Annotated in this window: 18 protein-coding genes; 5 read left to right on the top strand and 13 right to left on the bottom strand. The window is 71.1% G+C overall.

What is annotated here, in order from left to right:
* Positions 1-22: 22 nt before the first annotated feature.
* Together ACR5MH_RS00770 and ACR5MH_RS00765 are read right to left on the bottom strand one after the other, a co-directional pair.
* Complete coding sequence (locus tag ACR5MH_RS00770) at positions 23-697, bottom strand: 4'-phosphopantetheinyl transferase family protein (protein WP_431349198.1); 675 nt, start codon at positions 695-697, stop codon at positions 23-25.
* 18 nt (positions 698-715) lie between these two features.
* Positions 716-1,420, bottom strand: a complete 705-nt coding sequence (locus ACR5MH_RS00765; protein ID WP_431349197.1) for an alpha/beta fold hydrolase — start codon at positions 1,418-1,420, stop codon at positions 716-718.
* A 96-nt stretch (positions 1,421-1,516) separates the two neighbouring features.
* On the opposite strand from ACR5MH_RS00765, the gene ACR5MH_RS00760 reads away from it, so the two are divergent.
* On the top strand, positions 1,517-1,957 hold the full coding sequence (locus tag ACR5MH_RS00760; RefSeq protein ID WP_431349196.1) for a hypothetical protein: 441 nt from the start codon (positions 1,517-1,519) through the stop codon (positions 1,955-1,957).
* Positions 1,958-1,976: 19 nt separating this feature from the next.
* On the opposite strand, the gene pth is transcribed toward ACR5MH_RS00760, so the two are convergent.
* From pth to ACR5MH_RS00705, 11 genes are all read right to left on the bottom strand, one after another.
* Positions 1,977-2,576: an aminoacyl-tRNA hydrolase gene (gene pth, locus ACR5MH_RS00755; RefSeq protein ID WP_431349195.1), complete on the bottom strand. Its 600-nt coding sequence runs from the start codon at positions 2,574-2,576 to the stop codon at positions 1,977-1,979.
* Positions 2,577-2,585: 9 nt separating this feature from the next.
* Positions 2,586-3,215: a 50S ribosomal protein L25/general stress protein Ctc gene (locus tag ACR5MH_RS00750; RefSeq protein ID WP_431349194.1), complete on the bottom strand. Its 630-nt coding sequence runs from the start codon at positions 3,213-3,215 to the stop codon at positions 2,586-2,588.
* 167 nt (positions 3,216-3,382) lie between these two features.
* Positions 3,383-3,886 carry a gluconokinase gene (locus tag ACR5MH_RS00745; protein ID WP_433862164.1) on the bottom strand — a complete coding sequence of 168 codons (504 nt, stop codon included), beginning with the start codon at positions 3,884-3,886 and terminating at the stop codon, positions 3,383-3,385.
* A gap of 115 nt (positions 3,887-4,001) precedes the next feature.
* Positions 4,002-5,252 carry a D-mannonate dehydratase ManD gene (manD, locus tag ACR5MH_RS00740; RefSeq protein ID WP_431349191.1) on the bottom strand — a complete coding sequence of 417 codons (1,251 nt, stop codon included), beginning with the start codon at positions 5,250-5,252 and terminating at the stop codon, positions 4,002-4,004.
* A 61-nt stretch (positions 5,253-5,313) separates the two neighbouring features.
* Positions 5,314-6,561, bottom strand: a complete 1,248-nt coding sequence (locus ACR5MH_RS00735; protein ID WP_431349190.1) for a mannitol dehydrogenase family protein — start codon at positions 6,559-6,561, stop codon at positions 5,314-5,316.
* Complete coding sequence (locus ACR5MH_RS00730; RefSeq protein ID WP_431349189.1) at positions 6,558-7,421, bottom strand: sugar phosphate isomerase/epimerase family protein; 864 nt, start codon at positions 7,419-7,421, stop codon at positions 6,558-6,560. The genes ACR5MH_RS00735 and ACR5MH_RS00730 overlap by 4 nt, the downstream gene beginning before the upstream one ends.
* Positions 7,418-8,548: a Gfo/Idh/MocA family protein gene (locus ACR5MH_RS00725; RefSeq protein ID WP_431349188.1), complete on the bottom strand. Its 1,131-nt coding sequence runs from the start codon at positions 8,546-8,548 to the stop codon at positions 7,418-7,420. Before ACR5MH_RS00725 ends, ACR5MH_RS00730 begins: the two co-directional genes overlap by 4 nt.
* Positions 8,545-9,396, bottom strand: coding sequence for a sugar phosphate isomerase/epimerase family protein (locus tag ACR5MH_RS00720; protein WP_431349187.1), 852 nt, complete (start codon positions 9,394-9,396; stop codon positions 8,545-8,547). Before ACR5MH_RS00720 ends, ACR5MH_RS00725 begins: the two co-directional genes overlap by 4 nt.
* Before the next feature lie 31 nt (positions 9,397-9,427).
* A complete protein-coding gene (locus ACR5MH_RS00715; protein ID WP_431349186.1) occupies positions 9,428-10,327 on the bottom strand; it encodes a carbohydrate ABC transporter permease in 900 nt (299 codons plus the stop codon).
* Positions 10,324-11,313, bottom strand: coding sequence for a carbohydrate ABC transporter permease (locus tag ACR5MH_RS00710; RefSeq protein WP_431349185.1), 990 nt, complete (start codon positions 11,311-11,313; stop codon positions 10,324-10,326). Before ACR5MH_RS00710 ends, ACR5MH_RS00715 begins: the two co-directional genes overlap by 4 nt.
* A gap of 13 nt (positions 11,314-11,326) precedes the next feature.
* Positions 11,327-12,688: an ABC transporter substrate-binding protein gene (locus tag ACR5MH_RS00705; RefSeq protein ID WP_431349184.1), complete on the bottom strand. Its 1,362-nt coding sequence runs from the start codon at positions 12,686-12,688 to the stop codon at positions 11,327-11,329.
* A gap of 146 nt (positions 12,689-12,834) precedes the next feature.
* Here ACR5MH_RS00705 and ACR5MH_RS00700 point away from each other — a divergent pair, with 146 nt between their 5' ends.
* The 4 genes from ACR5MH_RS00700 (at position 12,835) to gndA (ending at position 16,875) form a co-directional block, all read left to right on the top strand.
* The gene (locus ACR5MH_RS00700) at positions 12,835-13,893 is read left to right on the top strand and encodes a LacI family DNA-binding transcriptional regulator (protein ID WP_431349183.1); all 1,059 of its coding nucleotides are present in this window, start codon (positions 12,835-12,837) and stop codon (positions 13,891-13,893) included.
* A complete protein-coding gene (locus tag ACR5MH_RS00695; protein WP_433862163.1) occupies positions 13,890-14,267 on the top strand; it encodes a hypothetical protein in 378 nt (125 codons plus the stop codon). The genes ACR5MH_RS00700 and ACR5MH_RS00695 overlap by 4 nt, the downstream gene beginning before the upstream one ends.
* The gene (gene uxaC, locus ACR5MH_RS00690; RefSeq protein ID WP_433862688.1) at positions 14,174-15,304 is read left to right on the top strand and encodes a glucuronate isomerase; all 1,131 of its coding nucleotides are present in this window, start codon (positions 14,174-14,176) and stop codon (positions 15,302-15,304) included. Before ACR5MH_RS00695 ends, uxaC begins: the two co-directional genes overlap by 94 nt.
* A 110-nt stretch (positions 15,305-15,414) precedes the next feature.
* On the top strand, positions 15,415-16,875 hold the full coding sequence (gene gndA, locus ACR5MH_RS00685; protein ID WP_431349182.1) for an NADP-dependent phosphogluconate dehydrogenase: 1,461 nt from the start codon (positions 15,415-15,417) through the stop codon (positions 16,873-16,875).
* The last annotated feature ends 26 nt before the right edge of the window (positions 16,876-16,901 follow it).

Here is a 16,901-nt window from a genome sequence, read left to right as displayed (position 1 = left end):
TCTACGCGGGGGTCCGACAGGTCTACGCGCGGCGTCCGACAGCCCGCTCGGGGGCCGGGACGAGCTCGCCGCGGTCGCCGAGGGTCGCCCAGCGAGCCGGCTCGACGGTCGCGGCGGCCGCGATCGCACCGTGGAAGGACCGGGCACTCAGCACGAGGCCGTCGCGCGACGGGCGCAGCGCATCCTCGGACCTGAGCACGTCGAGGGCGGCGAGGTCGTCCAGCCGCGCGATCCCCGCCTTCACGCAGGCCTCCTTGGCGGTCCACGCCAGGCGGAAGGCTCGCGCAGGCTCCGCCGCCGCAGCCACGAGCGAGCGCTCGGCCTGTGTCAGCGCGTCGGCGAGATTCACCTCGCTCTCCGCCTCGACGTCCACGCCGAGCCGGGACCCGGATGTCCCGGCCGCCACCCAGCCCGCGGCGTGCGACCAGCACACGTGGTGCCCGGCGACCGGGAGCGGGAGGCCGTGCTCGCCGCCGCAGATCTCGCAGCGCTGCCGCAGGTCCGCAGGGGCGGCCTGCCCGGCGCGGACGGCGCGGAGGACGTGCGCGGCGAGCAGGCGTGCAGCCGTGAAGTCGTCCCGGTCGGCCTCTGCGCGCAGCCTGCGCCGCCGGGACTCCGCGGCGCTGCCGAGCGGCGCAGGCGGCAGGACGGCCAGGACGTGCCGCGTCGACGCGACGACGACCGTGCACTGCTCCACCCGGTCAGGCTAGTCGCGTCAGATCCAGCCTGCGAGAGCCTCCATGAACCCGTCGTGGTCGTCGCGGTTGATGACGTGACCGCTGCCCTTGACCACACGCACGTCGAAGCCGGTGTCGCGCAGTCGCTCGGCGATCTGCGGCTTCACCAGATACGAGTTGTCGGCCAGCATGACCAGCGACGGCACGGCCATGTGCTCGGGAGCGCGCATGAGCGTCGGCGAGAGAACGGCGGGGATCGCCGCGCGGTCGAACGACTTGAACGTCTCGACCTCGATCGCGACGTCCGCGGGATCCCAGCGCGGGTTTCGCTTGGCGATGCGCGCGGCGGACTGGCGGGCGAGCGTCTTCAGGAAGGCGGGGGCCAGCATCCGCTGGAACCAGTTGGCGGCCGGGCACGAGAATGCGGGGTCGATGTAGACCGCGCGCTCGGGGTGCAGCCGGTCGACGGCGAGACTCACGGTGAGGCCGCCGAGCGAGTGGCCCATCACGAGCTCCGGCGCGTACGGGACGGTGTCGACGATGTCCTCCGCCATCAGCTCGGCGGTGTACTCCTCGGTGCGCGGGCTGTGGCCGTGCCCGCGGAGGTCGACGGCGACCACGTGGTAGCCGTGCTCGGCGAGCACCGGGCCGACCCGACGCCAATTGCGCGAGTCCGACATGACGCCGTGGACGAGGACCGCGTACCGGTCTCCTGCGCCCCACTCGCGCGTATACAACTTCATGGTCTGTGACGGTACCGTGTCGCCCTGGGCCGCTGCCCCATGTCAGCTACGCTCTGGCTGAACGTCCGGCGTGAGTCGCCGGAGAGGGGGACACAGATGAGTTTTCAGCCGCAGCCGGTCTACGGGCCTCCGGTCTACTACGGCGCGCCGGCCGCCCCACCGCGACGACGTACCCTCGGCGCCGTCTCGATGGGCATCGCGCTCGGCGTCTTCGTCCTGTCGGTGGTCGCCTCGACGTACATCGGTATGAGCGCGGGGCAGCTGACGCGCAGCGTGGCCGGCTCCTCCGCGGGCGGCTCGTCGCACCTGTCGTCCACGCAATTGGCCGCGTTCGGGCCGGTCGGGATCGTGATGGCGGCGCAGCTGATCTTCGGGACGGTGCTCGGCATCCTCGCGCTCGTGCTGGGGATCGTGGCGGTCGCGACCAAGCGCGGTCGCGCGTTCGGCGTCGTCGGCATCGCCGTCGCGACCGCAGCGCCCGTCGTGTCGTTCGTCGTCTACACCGCCACGATGGCTGCGTCGGTCCCCCACGCCTAGCGTCGAAGGGCGCGGGCGTTCAGCGCTCGGTGTGGAACCGGTTCTGCGCGGCGGTGAGGCCCCCGACCGCGATCTCCTCGACCGCGTCGGCCGCGTCGGAGACCAGGATCGGAAGGTTCTTGCGCTCCTCCGCGCTGAACCCGGCCAGCACATGGTCCGCCGCAGCGCGCGAGCCGGGAGGCCGGCCGACGCCGACGCGCACCCGGGTGAAGTCGCCGGTGCCGGTGGCGGCGATCACATCGCGGACACCGTTGTGCCCGCCGTGGCCTCCGCCGAACTTGAGCTTGAGGGTGTCGAAGGGGATGTCCAGCTCGTCCTGCACCACGATCAGGCGCGAGGGGTCGAGCGAGTAGAACCGCAGAAGCTGCGACACCGGGCCGCCGGACACGTTCATGAACGTGTTCGGCTTGGCCAGGATGAACCGCGGTCCGCCGGGGGCGAGACGCCCCTCGGCGACCGTGGCGTTCGTCTTGTGGGTCTTGAAGGTCAGACGGCCGCGCGTAGCGAGCTCGTCCAGCACCATCTGCCCCACGTTGTGACGCGTGGCCGCGTAGCCGGGCCCGGGGTTACCGAGCCCGACCACGAGCCAGGGGCCCTCTGAAGAGAGAGGACTGGCCATCGGAGGTGATTACTCCGCGGACTCTTCGGAGGCGGCCTCCTCAGCAGCCTCCTCGGCGCCCTCGGCGCCCTCTTCCTCCTCGCCCTCGGCGCGCACGGCGGCCGGGACGATGACGCTGAGGATCAGCAGGTCCTCGTCCTCGGCGAGCACGGCGCCCGTCGGGAGGGCGAAGTCCTTGGCGTGGTACTGCGTGCCCTCCTCGGCGTCGGTCACGTCGATGACGATGCGCTCCGGAATGTGGGTCGCCTCGACCTCGAGCTTGATGGTCGGGATGTCGAGCACCGCGATGGTGCCGGAGAACGGCTCGCCCTCGACGTGCACGGGGACCTCGACCTGGACCTTCTCACCGCGGCGGACGATGAGGAGGTCGAGGTGCTCGATGATCTGCAGCACCGGGTCCTTCTGGACGTCCTTCACCAGGGTGAGCTGGCTCGTGCCGTCGATGTCGAGCTCGAGCACCGCGTTGGCCTTGCGGAGCAGGAGGCCGACCTGGTGGGCCGGGACGGTGATGTGCACGGGCTCGGTGCCGTGGCCGTAGATGACCGCGGGGATCTTGCCCGCGGAGCGGATCTTGCGGGCAGCGCCCTTGCCGAAGCTGTCGCGGACCTCCGCGACGACCTTGTTGGACTCGTCAGCCATGATGTCTCCTTGCCGGCGGGGCCGGCTGTCGGGCGAGCCGGAGGGCTCGCAGTATGGGGGTGTTCGACTCGAGCGCATCGAGGTGCGCGAGGAAAGACTGCGTAGCCTGATCCACCGCGTCGATTACGGATGCCTGCGCATCCCTCGCCGAAGTTCAGTGGCCCAGTCTACCCGACGGCCGAGCGCACGTCGTCCACGATCGCGGTCACGAGGTCTTCGGGGGCCTCGGCGACGTCGAGGCGCGCGCCCTCCTCCCCGGGCTGCAGGGGCTCCAGCGTCGCGAGCTGGGAGTCGAGCAGGGACGCCGGCATGAAGTGGCCGGGCCGGATCATGCGTTCGGCCAGGAGGGCGCGGCCGCCGTCCAGCTCGGCGAAGAACGTGCCGGGCGCCTCCGACCGGATCAGGTCGCGGTAGGCGCGCTTCAGCGCAGAGCACGCGACGACCATCCCGGCCGGCCCGGCGTCCGCGAGCGTGCGCCCGACCGCGCGCAGCCAGGGCTCGCGGTCCGCGTCGGTGAGGGGGATGCCCTGCCTCATCTTCTCGACGTTCGCGGCGGGGTGGAGGTCGTCGCCGTCCACGAACCCCGCGCCGAGCGTCTCCGCGACGAGCGCGCCCACCGTCGACTTGCCCGACCCGGACACGCCCATCACCACGACCCTGACACCACTCACGTGCACTTCTCCCGTTCCCGTTCTCCCATTGTCCCGCAGCCATCGGTTCCTCACTTTCTCCCGCGACACGCCGGGTGGGAGCGGGAGAAAGTGAGGAAGCGATAGCTGCTGTCGGTCACCAGTCGTGCATGGAGCCGTCGAGGAGGCGGTTCACGGGGAGGTAGGCGGCCTCGTAGGGGAAGGACTGGGCGATGACGTCGTCGTAGTCGACGCCGATGCCGGGCTGGTCGCCGGGGGTGAGCATGCCGTCTTGGAACGTGTAGGTCGTCCGGAAGACCTCGTGGGTGGCCGGGCTGTGCTTCATGTATTCCTGGATGCCGAAGTTCGGGATGGCGATGCCGAGGTGGATGGCCGCGGCGAGACCGACCGGGGAGACGTCCGTCGGGCCGTGCACACCGGACTTGATCTGATACACCGACGCGTAGTCGAAGATCCGCCGCAGCCCGGTGATCCCACCGGCGTGCGTGACCGGGGAGCGCACGTAGTCGATCAGCTGCTCCTCGAACAGCTCCCGGTAGTCCCAGATCGTGTTGAACACTTCACCGATCGCCAGCGGCGTCGTGGTGTGCTCGCGCACACGACGCAGCACGGCCTGGTTCTCAGCCGGGGTGACGTCCTCCAGCCAGAACAGGTCGTACGGCTCCAGCGACTTGCCGAGCTTGGCAGCCTGGATGGGCGTGAGCCGGTGGTGCGCGTCGTGCAGCAGCGGCAGCTCCGGACCGAACTCGTTGCGCACCGCCTCGAACACGGTCGGCGCGTGCCGCAGGTAGGCGCGGGTGTCCCAGCTCTCCTCGACCGGCACGGCGCTGCGCCGTGCCGGCTCGTAGTCGTAACGGGCATCAGAGCCGGTCCCGGCTCCCGCGGCGGCGTTCCTGCTCGACGCGACGCCGTACACCGACGGCAGCCCCGGGATGCCGGTCTGCACGCGAACCGCGCGGTAGCCCTCCTCCAGGTGCTCGTTGATCGAGTCGAACAGCTCCGGCAGCTCCGCGCCCGAGGCGTGCCCGTACACCAGCAGGCCGTCGCGGCTGCGACCGCCGAGCAACTGGTACAGCGGGAGCCCGGCAACCTTCGCCTTGATGTCCCACAACGCCGTGTCCACAGCGGCGATGGAGGCCATCGTCACCGGGCCCCGCCGCCAATACGCGCCCCGATACAGGTACTGCCAGGTGTCCTCGATCCGGTGCGCGTCCCGGCCGATCAACAACGGGACGACATGCTCGCTCAGATACGCCGCGACAGCGAGCTCCCGCCCGTTCAACGTCGCGTCGCCCAAACCCGTGAACCCGTCCTCCGTGGTGATCCGCAACGTCACAAAGTTACGGCCCGGGCTGGAGACCAAGACCTCTACTGCGGTGATTCTCATACGTGTGCTCCTTGGTGCGTGGCTGGATCGCCCGCGGCGATGCGCTCGGCGAGCGGTTCGGTCAGATCGGTGAGGTCGGGGGCGAGCGCGGCCAGCACGGCGGCGGCGCGGTCGCGGGGGTGCGCGCGTTGCGCAGCGCGCCGACCAGTTCCGCGGCGCCGGCGTCGCGGACGTCCGGGCCGGTCAGGTGGCGGCTCCAGGCCGCGAGGACGCCGAGTTGGGCGGCGCCGGGCTCGCGTCCGGAGGCGAGCCGGGCCCGCAGCGGGTCCACGATGCGCGGGCCGAGCTTCTGGGAGCCGTCCGACGCGATCTGCGCCAGGCGGTGCTCGATGCGCGCGTTGCCGAAGCGCGAGCGCAGGGCGGCGAGCGCGTCGTCCACGGCGGCGGCGGCGAAGGGCAGCTCGGTGCGCTGCTCGCTCCAGAGCCGTTCCAGTTCGGCCGACAGGGCGGGGTCGGCGACGGCGTCGGCGACTGTGCGGTGGCCGGCCGCCAGGCCGTGGTAGGCGAGGAGGGAGTGCCCCGCGTTGAGGAGCCAGAGCTTGCGGCGCTCGTAGGGGGCGATGTCGTCCACGAACTGCGCACCCGCGGCCTCCCAGGCCGGGCGGCCCGCGGGGAAGTCACCGGCGAGCACCCACTCGGCGAACGGCTCGGCGACCACGGGCGCGGCGTCCTCCAAGCCCGTGAGGCGAAGGGCGGCCTCCCGGTCGGCGTCGGTGGTCGCGGGCGTGATGCGGTCGACCATCGAGGAGACGAAGGAGACCTCGCCGCGGATCCAGGCGTCCAGCTCCGAGCCCGGCTCGGCCAGGGCGAGCACGGCGTCGCGGATCACGGCGCCGTTGTCGGGGAGGTTGTCGCAGCTCACGACGGCGATGCCGCCCGAGCCCGCCTCGAACCGCGCCCGCAGGCCGTCGAACACGCGCGCCGGGGCCGTCGAGCCCGGACGGTAGCCGGCCTCCGTCACGGTCAGCGTCAGCACGCCCACCCGCGGGTCGGCGAGCACGCGCCGCCAAGCCTCGGCGTCGGCGCCGTCGTGGACGCTGCTGAGCGCCTCCACGACCGTTGCAGCGTCGCCGTCCGGGCCGCGCTCGATGAGGGTGTAGACCGCGTCCTGCGCGGCGAGCACGCGTGCGGCGTCGGGGCTTCGGCCGGTGAAGGCGGCGATGCCCCAACCCTCGCCGTTCGCGGCCTCGTTCGCCCGCTGCGTGTACCAGGCCTGGTGCGCGCGGTGGAACGCGCCCAGCCCGAGGTGCGCCACCCGCACGGGGTGGCGCACTTCACGGGCCGAAGCGACGGAGGGAGCGTCGGTCATGCCGGCACCGCTTCGCGGGTGCGCGCCTCCACGTCCCGGAGGTAGGCCAGATTCTCGCGGGTGCGCTCCTCGAGCGGAACCGTGGTGGAGAAGTCCTCGCAGGTCACCCACCCGTCATAGCCGAACTCGTGCAGCGCGCGGAAGTAGGCGTCCACATCTCCCGCGCCCGAGCGCAGCGGCGCCCAGTCGTGCCGCCAGCGCACCGTGCCGTCCGCCTCCGGCTCGCCCGGCCGCCACGCGACGTTCTTGATGTGAACGTGGGCGAGGTACGGGCCGAGGAGCTGGAGGGCGGAGAGCGTGCGTTCCTGGCCTTCGATCAGCAGGTTGCCGAGGTCGTGGATGACGCCGACCGCGTCCGGGTCGAGGCCGTCGAGCAGCCGGACCGCGGCGGAGGCCGACGGCGTGATGGTCTCGTGGTGCAGCTCCACCAGGGCCTTCACGCCGAGCGAGGCGGCGACGGAGGCCGCACGCTCCATGTCGGCGCGGGCGTGGGCGAACAGCTCGCGGTAGTCGCCGAGGTCCGAGCGCGGCATGGTGACGCGCACCTGGCGCGCGCCGAGCTCGGCGGTCGCCGCGAGCATCCGGTCGACGTTCGCGTGGTCCCCGCAGCCGGCGTAGCCGCCGATGCCGGAGAACTCCAGGCCGGCCTCCCGGGTCAGCCGGGCGATCTCGGGGAGGGACTCCTCCAGCCCGGTCAGCGGCCAGGTCGCGCGGTTGCCCGCCCAGAAGCCCGGCTCGTCGGCGGGCTGCTGGTCGACCACGCGCCACTCGATGCCGTCCCAGCCCTGGGCGGCGACGGTGCGCGCGGCCTCCTCGGGCGTCCAGTCCGGCGTGGAGGCGGTGAACACGGAGAACTTCATGCGTTCACCCCCGTCGAGACCGTGACATCGTCGAGCGAGCCGTCGAGCACGTCGTCCAGCCGGACGGGACGGCCCAGAGTCGCCGACAGGTACACCGCGCGGACGACCGCGAGGGAGAGGAACGCGTCCGCGACGGTCACGCCGGGGGTGCGGTGCTCGCGGATGGCGTCCACGATGTCCTCGTACTGGCGGAAGTGCCCGATCACGAACTGCTCGGGGCCGCGGTCGCTGCCGCGCAGGTCGCTCGCCGGCACCAGGTCCGCGGCGCGGTTGCCCTCCGTGTCGGCTGTCCCGAAGTACTCGAGCTGGTCGTCGTCGATGATCGCCGAGCCGCGGTCGCCGTGCACCTGCAGGCGCACCGACAGGCCGGGGTAGGCGGCCGTCGTCGCGTGCAGCACGGCGAGGGCGCCCGACTCGAAGCGGATGGTCGCCACGGCGATGTCCTCGACCTCCACACGCTCGTGGGCGAGGAGAGCGGTACGGGCGTCGATCTCGATCGGCCGGCCGAGGAACCAGACGAGCAGGTCGACGGTGTGGACGCCCTGGTTCATCACCGCTCCCCCGCCGTCGAGCTCCCATGTGCCGCGCCACTGACCGGAGTCGTAGTACTCCTGGCTGCGCCACCAGGCGACGGAGGCGAGCCCGCTGGTCAGGCGGCCGAACGCTCCGGAGTGGGCGGCGTCGGCGACGACCCGGGAGGCCGGGTCGAACCGGTGCTGGCTGATCACGGACACGACGAGGCCGTTCTGCTCGGCGCGGCGCGACAGTTCGAGGATCTCGCGGGCACGCGGCAGTGACACGTCGAGCGGTTTCTCGATGACGACGTGCTTGCCGGCGGCGAGGGCCTCCTCGGCGAGCACGACGTGGAGGCCGCTCGGCGTGCAGATGACGACGACGTCCAGCTCGGCTCCGGCGAGCGCGGCCGACAGCGATCCGAACCCGGGGACGCGGTCGGCCCCGTACTCGGAGACGAGCTGGTCGGCGAGCGCCGTCGCGGCCGCCGGGATCGCGTCCACCAGCGCCGACAGCGCCAGCCCGGGATGCCGGAGGATCGCGCGGGCGTGGTTGAGGCCGATGATGCCGCAGCCGACGATGGCGACGTGGAGGGGTGTGGGTTCCGTGCTCATGCGAGGGTGACTCCGATCTGGTCGGTGAGGCGGCGGAAGGCACGGCCGGCGACGCCGAACGCCGCCGGTCCCGAGAAGCCGCCGAGGGCGTTGACATCGGTGAGGTGGGGTTCGAGCGATGCGAAGCCGGTGTAGCCGTCGTCGCGCAGCGCGGTGAGGGTCTCCAGCAGTTGGCCGTCGCCCTCTCCCGCCGGCGTGACCTCGGAGGTCGCGGCTTTGGCGTCCTTCACCTGCAGGTACTCCAGGTGCGGGCGCAGCATGGCATAGCCGTCGGTGAAGGGGCCGGGGACGCCGACCTGGACGAAGTTGGCGCTGTCCCAGGCGAGTTTCAACGCGGGCGAGCCGACCGACTCCACGATGTCGAGGCAGCGCTCGGGGGTGTCGCCGTAGATGTCCTTCTCGTTCTCGTGCAGCAGCACGACCCCCGCGGACTCGGCGGCGTCGGCGAGGGCGCGCATGCGGGTCAGCACCGCGTCGCGGATATCCTCCACCGCCACGCCCTCGGCGCGATAGAACGAGAACAGCCGGATGTAGCGGGCGTCCAGGCGTTTCGCCGCCACGATCGCGCGCCCGAGCCGCTCCACCTCGTGCTCGACCGGCAACGCGACGTCGACCTTGCCGATCGGCGAGGCGATCGCCGAGACGCGCATCCCGCGCTCGGCGAGGATGCCGGCCAGCCGGTCGAGCTGTTCGGCGTCGAGGTCGACGATGTTGACGCCCCACGCGCTGCGCACTTCGATGTGGTTCGCGCCCAGCGCCTGCAGCACCGCGATCTGGACCGCAGGGTCGGGGTCGATCTCGTCGCCGAATCCGGACAGAGCCCAGGTGGGTTCGATTGAGTCAGTCACTCTCTCTCACTTCTCTTTTCGCTTCTCTTCTTCACTTAACCCCGCCGGCGGTCAGCCCGCCGACGAGGTAGCGCTGGAACACCAGGTAGAGGGCCACGACCGGCACGGCGCAGATCAGCGACGCCGCCATCATCTGCCCGTAGAGCGGCAGGGCTCCACCCTCCTGCGCCACGGTGAACACCTGGAGCGCGACGGCGGCCGTGCGCGTGTCCGGGTTCGTCATCACCGAGGCGAACAGCACGTCGTTCCAGCCGAGCAGGAAGGCGAAGATGCCGGCGACGACCACGCCCGGCCAGCTCAGCGGGAGCACGATCCGGGTCAGGATGCGCCATGACGACGCCCCGTCGATGCGCGCGGCTTCCTCGAGCTCGCGCGGCAGTCCGCGCAGGTAGGTCACCATGACCCAGGTCGAGAACGGCAGCGCGAACGTCAGGTAGGTGACGAACAACGCCCCTCTGGTGCCGATGATCGGGATGCCGAGCGCGCTGGACGCCGACGAGAACAGCACGAACACCGGCAGCAGCATGAGCGTTCCCGGGATCGACTGCAGGCCGAGCAAGCCGCGCAGGAACGTGAGCCGGCCGCGGAACGCGAAGCGCACCAGCACGTACGCCGTCGCCACCGAGAGGAAGGCGCACACGATCGCGACTCCTCCGGCGACGATGACGCTGTTCATCAGGCCGTTGCCGAGCGCGACCGTCGACCACACCTTGACGTAGTTGTCGATGTGGAACGAGCTCGGGAAGAATTCGCCGCTCGCGACGCCGATGTCGGAGTTCACCGACGACAGCAGCACGTACACGATGGGCAGCAGCGCGACGCAGAGCAGGATGGCGATGATGACCGCCTGCAGCGGACGCGGCAGCAGCCGGTAGACGTCTCCCGTGCCGCGGCGGCGCGCAGAGCGGACGGTGGGTGCGGTGGCGGTCATGCCGTCTTCTCCTTCCGGTCGTCGCCGGTGTCGAGCCGGACCGCGCGCAGGTAGACGAACAGCGGGATCGCGATCAGGATCAGCGAGAAGACCGCCATCGCCGCGCTCAGCCCGAAGCGGAAGCTCTGGAAGCTGGTCACGTAGGTCAGCACAGGGAGGACGTCGACCGCCTGCGGCGCGGGCACCCCGAACAGCACGAACGGCAGTGTGAAGCCGTTGATGTTGTGCAGCAGGGAGATGATCAGAGCGAGCGCGATCGGCCCGCGCAGGTGCGGCAGGATGACGTAGCGCAGCTTCGTCCACCAGCCGGCGCCGTCGATCGCGGCCGCTTCGTGGACCTCGTTCTCGATCGACTGGAGGCCGGCGAGCACCAGCAGGTAGAAGAACGGCCAGGACGACCAGATCTGCACCATCACGAGCGTCCAGTAGCTGAGCGGCCCGTTGAGCCACAGCCCGGTGTGGATGCCGAGGTCGCCGAGCACGGTGTCGACGATCCCGTGCGGCTGCAGCATCGTGTGCCAGAAGGTGCCGACAACGAAGCCGGGGAGCACGTACGGCACGAGGAACAGCGAGCGCACCAGCGCGCGCCCGCGGAACGCGTTCTGCGTCGCCAGGGCGGCGGCCACGCCGATCGGCAGCGTCACAACGGCCGCGATCACGGCGAACGAGACGCTGATCCAGATCGACTGGAGCAGCGAGGAGGAGGTCACCGCCTCGATGTAGTTCCCGAGGCCGATGAACGGGGCCGAGACCCAGTCGCGCAGCGTGTACATGTCGAGGTCGAGCGTCGAGATGACGATCGCGAACACGAACGGCACGATGATGACCAGCAGCATGAGGATGCCGCCGGGCAGCAGCAGCCAGAGCGGCCGGTTGCGCTGCTGAACGGTGCGTCGGCCTCGGCGGGGCGCCCCGCCCGTCCGCGGAGGGGTCGCCTCCGCAGACGGGCGGGCGGCCTGGGCCGGAGCCGCGGTGTCGGTGGACATGACGATCGACCCGCTACTTCTTGGCCTTGTCCAGCGAGCCCTGGGCCGTCGACTGCGCGGTCTTCAGAAGCTGCGAGAGCTCCGAGCTGCTGACCGACCCGTTCGACAGGTTCGGGATCGACTGCACCACCACGTTGGTCAGGGCGAGCTGGGTGTCGCCCCAGGCGCCGGTGAACGGCGTGGCCACGGACTTGCCGATCGCGTCGACGATCGGCGCGATGATCGGGGTCGCCTTCTGCAGGTCGGAGGCGGCCTGCGCGTTCGACGGCAGGTCGCCGAGAAGCTTGAACTCCTTGGTCTGCATGTCGGCGCGGGTCACCATGTTGATGTACGCGAAGGCCAGGTCCTGGTTCTTCGAGTACGAAGCGACCACGAGGTTGTCACCGGAGACGATGCTCGCCGCCGGCTTGCCGCCGGACGGGTTGGAGGTCTTGCCCGGCGTGACGGTCGGCATCAGCGCGTACGCGTACTTGCCGGCCACCGGGGACTGGTCGAGCGCCGACATCGAGCTGGCCGACACCATCGGCAGGTACGCGGCCTTGCCCGCGCCGAACGCGGCGACCGCCTGCGGGTTCTTCCAGCCCACCGCGGCCGGGTCAACGGCCTTGTCCTGCGTGAGCCAGCCGAAGTAGGTCTCGTACGCCTTCTCGGTGGTGGGGTCGTCGAGGCGCGCCTTGCCGGACTTCACGTCGAGGAGCGGGTTGCCGGCCTGGAGCGACATCGCCCAGATGAACTTCCACGGGTCGTAATTGTCCGCGTAGCCGACCGCGACACCGTAGGTGTCGCCGGTCGTGAGCTTCTTGGCCTGGCTGGCGAAGTCGTCCCAGGTGGTGGCCGGCTTGTCGATGCCGGCGGCCTTCAGCAGGTCCTTGTTGTAGGCCATCACGAACGGGCGCTGCGCGAGCGGCACCGCGATCTGGTTCTTGGCGTCCGGACCGGACATCCCGAGCGACGCGGGGACGAAGCGGTCGCGGCCGCCGACCTTGGTCCAGTCGGCGTCGGTGAGCTTGACGAACGCGCCGGTGGCGAAGGCGGTCGGCGTGAAGGTGGTGCCGAGGGCGTAGACGTCCGGGCCCTGCCCGGAGACCACCGAGGTCTGGATCTTGGTGAGCTCGTCGTTGGAGCTGGCGAAGGTGTCGAAGGCCAGGTTCGCCCCGGTCTCCTTCGTGAACTGGGCGCTGAGCTCCGAGAACCATTCCTTCTGCTGCTGCGGATAGAGCCCGCTGACGCCGGTGTAGACGGTGAGGGTGCGTCCCTTGCCGTCGACCGCCGTGGACGTGGGGTTCGATCCGCCGCCGGAGGACGAGCATCCGGTCAGAGCGAGGCCGATGGCGGCCAGGCCGGCGACCGCGCCGAGCGCGAAACGTGATCTCATTCGTGACTCTCCTTTGAGGACGGGATCTGGTGGATCGTGTCCCCCGGATACGGTGCAGCCGGGTGGACTGCCGCCGAGCCTAGGCAGTCCGGCAACACGGCTGCAACCGATTGCCAAAAATTGCCATGATGTGCTGTGATGGGCGCATGAGCCCTCAGCTTCGCGGGTATCCCGACGGCACGGACCGCCCGGCCACCCTCGCCGACGTGGCCGCCGCCAGCGGCGTCGCCACCTCGACCGCCTCCCGTGCCCTCGCCAACCCGGGACGCGTCAACGCGATCACCCGCGAGCGCATCGAGCGCGCCGCCCGAGAGCTGAACTACATCCCGAACTCGCAGGCGAGGGCGCTGACCAGCGGCCGGACGCGCTGCATCGCCGTGCTGGTCTCCGACGTCACGAACCCGTTCTACTTCGGCATCATCCGGGGCACGCAGCAGCAGCTCAAGGCTGCGGGCTACACGCAGCTCCTGGTCGACACCGAGGAGTCCGACGAGCTGGAGGACGGGATGCTGCACAAGCTGCGCCCGTCGTTCGACGGCGCGATCCTGGCCGCCTCCCGGCTGACCGACCGGCGGCTGACGGCCCTCGCGGCCGAGGTGCCGATCGTGGCGATCAACCGGCAGACGTGCGGGGTCGCCAACGTCTTCATCGACACCCCCAACGGCGTCGAGCAGGCGGTCGGGCACCTGGCGTCGCTCGGCCACCGCTCCATCGTCTACGCGTCGGGGCCAGAGACCTCCTGGTCGAACGAGCGCCGCTGGCGTGCGCTGGGCCGCGCCGCGGAGCGCTACGAGGTGGAGACCCTCCGGGTCGGCCCGTTCGCGCCGCGGCAGTACGCGGGGGCGGCGGCGGCCGACGCCGTGCTGCACGCGGGCGCGACGGCGTGCATCGCCTTCAACGACCTCCTGGCGATCGGGATGCTGGCCCGGTTCCGCGAGCGCGGCGTCGACGTTCCCGGCGATGTCTCGCTCGTCGGCTGCGACGACATCTTCGGCGCCGACTTCTGCAACCCGCCGCTGACCACACTGACCGCTCCGATCGAACAGGCCGGCCGCACCGCCGTCGCCATGCTGCTCGCCCGGCTGGACGAGAGCGCGGCGCCGGTCAGCCGGCAGGGCGCGACCCTCCCCACGCATCTGACGGTCCGGGCCTCCACAGGGCCCGCGCCCGCCACCCAGGACATCACGACGAAAGGACGCGGATGACCGCGCTCGCCCCGCACCCCGACCGCCTCTTCCCCGCCGACCCCGCCGAGCGCGACCTGGCCCGCCGGCTGCACGCGGCCGTCGCCCACGCGCCCATCTACTCCCCGCACGGCCATGTGCCGGCGGCGATGCTGGCCGACGATGAGCCCTTCCCGGACCCGGCCGCGCTGCTGATCACGCCGGACCACTACGTGACGCGGATGCTGCACGCGGTGGGCGTGCCGCTCGGCGACCTCGGCCTGGCCCGCGACGGCGTCCCCTCCCCGCCTCCGGCCGGTCGATCTGGCGGACGCTCTGCCAGCACTGGGACGTCTTCCTCGGCACCCCGGTGCGGTTCTGGTTCGAGTCGGAGTTCAGCGAGGTGTTCGGGCTGACCGAGCAGCCGTCGGCGGCGAACGCCGACGCGCTCTACGACCAGCTCTCCGCGACCCTCGCGTCGCCGGAGTTCCGGCCGCGCGCGCTGTTCGACCGGTTCCGGATCGCGGTGCTCGCGACAACCGACGACCCGGCCGACGACCTGGAGGCGCATGCGCGCCTGGCCGCCGACCCGGGCTTCACCGGCCGGGTCGTTCCGACCTTCCGCGCCGACCGGTACATGCACCCGGGCGAGACGGACTGGGCGGCCCGGCTCGACCGTCTGGCCGCCCGCGCCGACGTCGACACCGCGAGCTACGCGGGGCTGCTGGAGGCACTCCGCATCCGTCGCGCCGCGTTCGCCGCCGCGGGCGGCACCGCGACCGACACCGGCGTCATCGACACGGGCAGCGAGCCGCTGGACGAGGCGGAGGCCTCTCGCATCCACCGGGCCGCCCTCGACGGCGCGGTCACCGCCGCGGAGGCCGTCGCCTACCGCCGCAACCTGCTCTACCGGCTGGCGGAGATGGCGGCCGACGACGGACTCGTCATGCAGCTCCACCCCGGGGTGCACCGCAACCATCACCGGCCGACCTTCGACGCCTACGGCCCCGACACGGGGCACGACCTCCCCGCGGTCGGCTCGTTCACCGAGCCGCTCACTCCGATCCTGCGCGACTTCGGCACGAACCCGACGTTCCGGCTGGTGCTGTTCACGGTGGACGAGACCACCTTCTCGCGCGAGATCGCCCCGCTCGCCGGCTTCTACCCGTCGGTGTACGCAGGTGCGCCGTGGTGGTTCCTGGACACTCCGGCGGCGATCCTCCGCTACCGCCGGGCGATCACGGACAGCGCGGGCTTCACCAAGACCAGCGGCTTCATCGACGACACCCGGGCGTTCTGCTCGATCCCGGCGCGGCACGACATGTCGCGCCGGGTGGACGCGTCGTTCCTGGCGTCCCTCGTCGTCACGCACCAGCTCGCCGAGGAGGACGCGTTCGCCCTCGCGCACCGGCTGGTGGACGGGATCCCGCGGGCGACGTTCCGGCTGGGCTGAGGGACGACCCGACCTCACAGCGCCCTCCCCGCGCTGTGCGTCATACAACGAATCACAGCGTGGACGGACGGCTACGCTGGACACAAACCGTCTCAACGAAGGAGTCCTCCGTGCCCGAGAACCACGCAACGGCCAACATCGGAGTCGTCGGTCTGGCTGTGATGGGGTCGAACCTGGCCCGCAACCTCGCGTCGCGCGAGGGCAACACCGTCGCCGTCTTCAACCGGACCTACGCACGCACCGAGGAGCTGGTGGACGCCCACCTGGAGGCCGGCTTCGTCTCCTCCGAGCAGATCGACGACTTCGTCGCCTCGCTGTCCAAGCCGCGCACCGCGATCATCATGGTGCAGGCCGGCCGCGGCACCGACGCCGTGATCGACCAGCTCGTCGAGCGCTTCGAGCCGGGCGACATCATCGTCGACGGCGGCAACGCCAACTTCCACGACACCATCGAGCGCGAGAAGCGCATCGCGCCGACCGGAATCCACTTCGTCGGCGCCGGCATCTCCGGCGGCGAGGAGGGCGCCCTCAACGGCCCCTCGATCATGCCCGGCGGCTCGGAGGAGTCGTACAAGACGCTCGGCCCGATCCTGGCCTCCATCGCCGCGGTCGCCGAGGGCGAGCCGTGCGTGACCCACGTCGGCACCGACGGCGCCGGCCACTTCGTCAAGATGATCCACAACGGCATCGAGTACGCCGACATGCAGCTCATCGCCGAGGCGTACGACCTGCTGCGCACGGTCGGCGGCCTGGAGCCTGCGCAGATCGCGGACGTGTTCTCCGAGTGGAACAAGGGCTACCTCGAGTCGTACCTGATCGAGATCACCGCCGAGGTGCTGCGCCAGGTGGACGCCGAGACCGGCAAGCCGTTCGTGGACATCGTCCTCGACCAGGCCGGCTCGAAGGGCACGGGCGTCTGGACCGTGCAGAACGCGCTGGACCTCGGCATCCCGGTCGGCGGCATCGCGGAGGCCGTGTTCGCCCGCGCGGTGTCCTCCAAGCCCGCGCAGCGCGCCGCCGTGCAGGCGACCATCAGCTCCCGGCCCGAGGTGCAGAAGGCCGCCGATGTCGCGGCGTTCGCCGACGACGTCTCCAAGGCGCTGTACGCCTCCAAGGTCGTCGCGTACGCGCAAGGCTTCGACGCCATCATCGCCGGCGCCGAGAAGTACGGCTGGAACATCAACAAGGACAAGATCGCCAAGATCTGGCGCGGCGGCTGCATCATCCGCGCCCAGTTCCTCAACCGGATCGCCGACGCGTACGACGAGAACCCGGACATCGCCACCCTGCTGGAGGCCCCGTACTTCGCCGACGCCGTCCGCGAAGGCGAGGCCGCCTGGCGCCGCATCGTCGCCACCGCGGCGCTCTCCGGCGTTCCGGTGCCCGGCTTCGGCTCGGCGCTGTCGTACTACGACTCGCTCGCCTCCACCCACCTCCCCGCCGCGCTCGTCCAGGGCCAGCGCGACTTCTTCGGCGCGCACACCTACAAGCGCGTCGACAAGGAGGGCACCTTCCACACGCTGTGGTCCGGCGACCGCAGCGAGATCGAGTCCGAGGGCTCCTCGCACTAGCCCGCTCCGAGCGCGCTCGGGAAGTG

Origin of the sequence: Streptomyces sp. L7 (genome assembly GCF_050990935.1) — a bacterium.
Classification (GTDB): Bacteria; Actinomycetota; Actinomycetes; order Actinomycetales; family Microbacteriaceae; genus Leifsonia.
The sequence above is the reverse complement of the archived record's forward strand: the minus strand, read 5'-3'. Positions and strand labels throughout refer to the sequence as shown.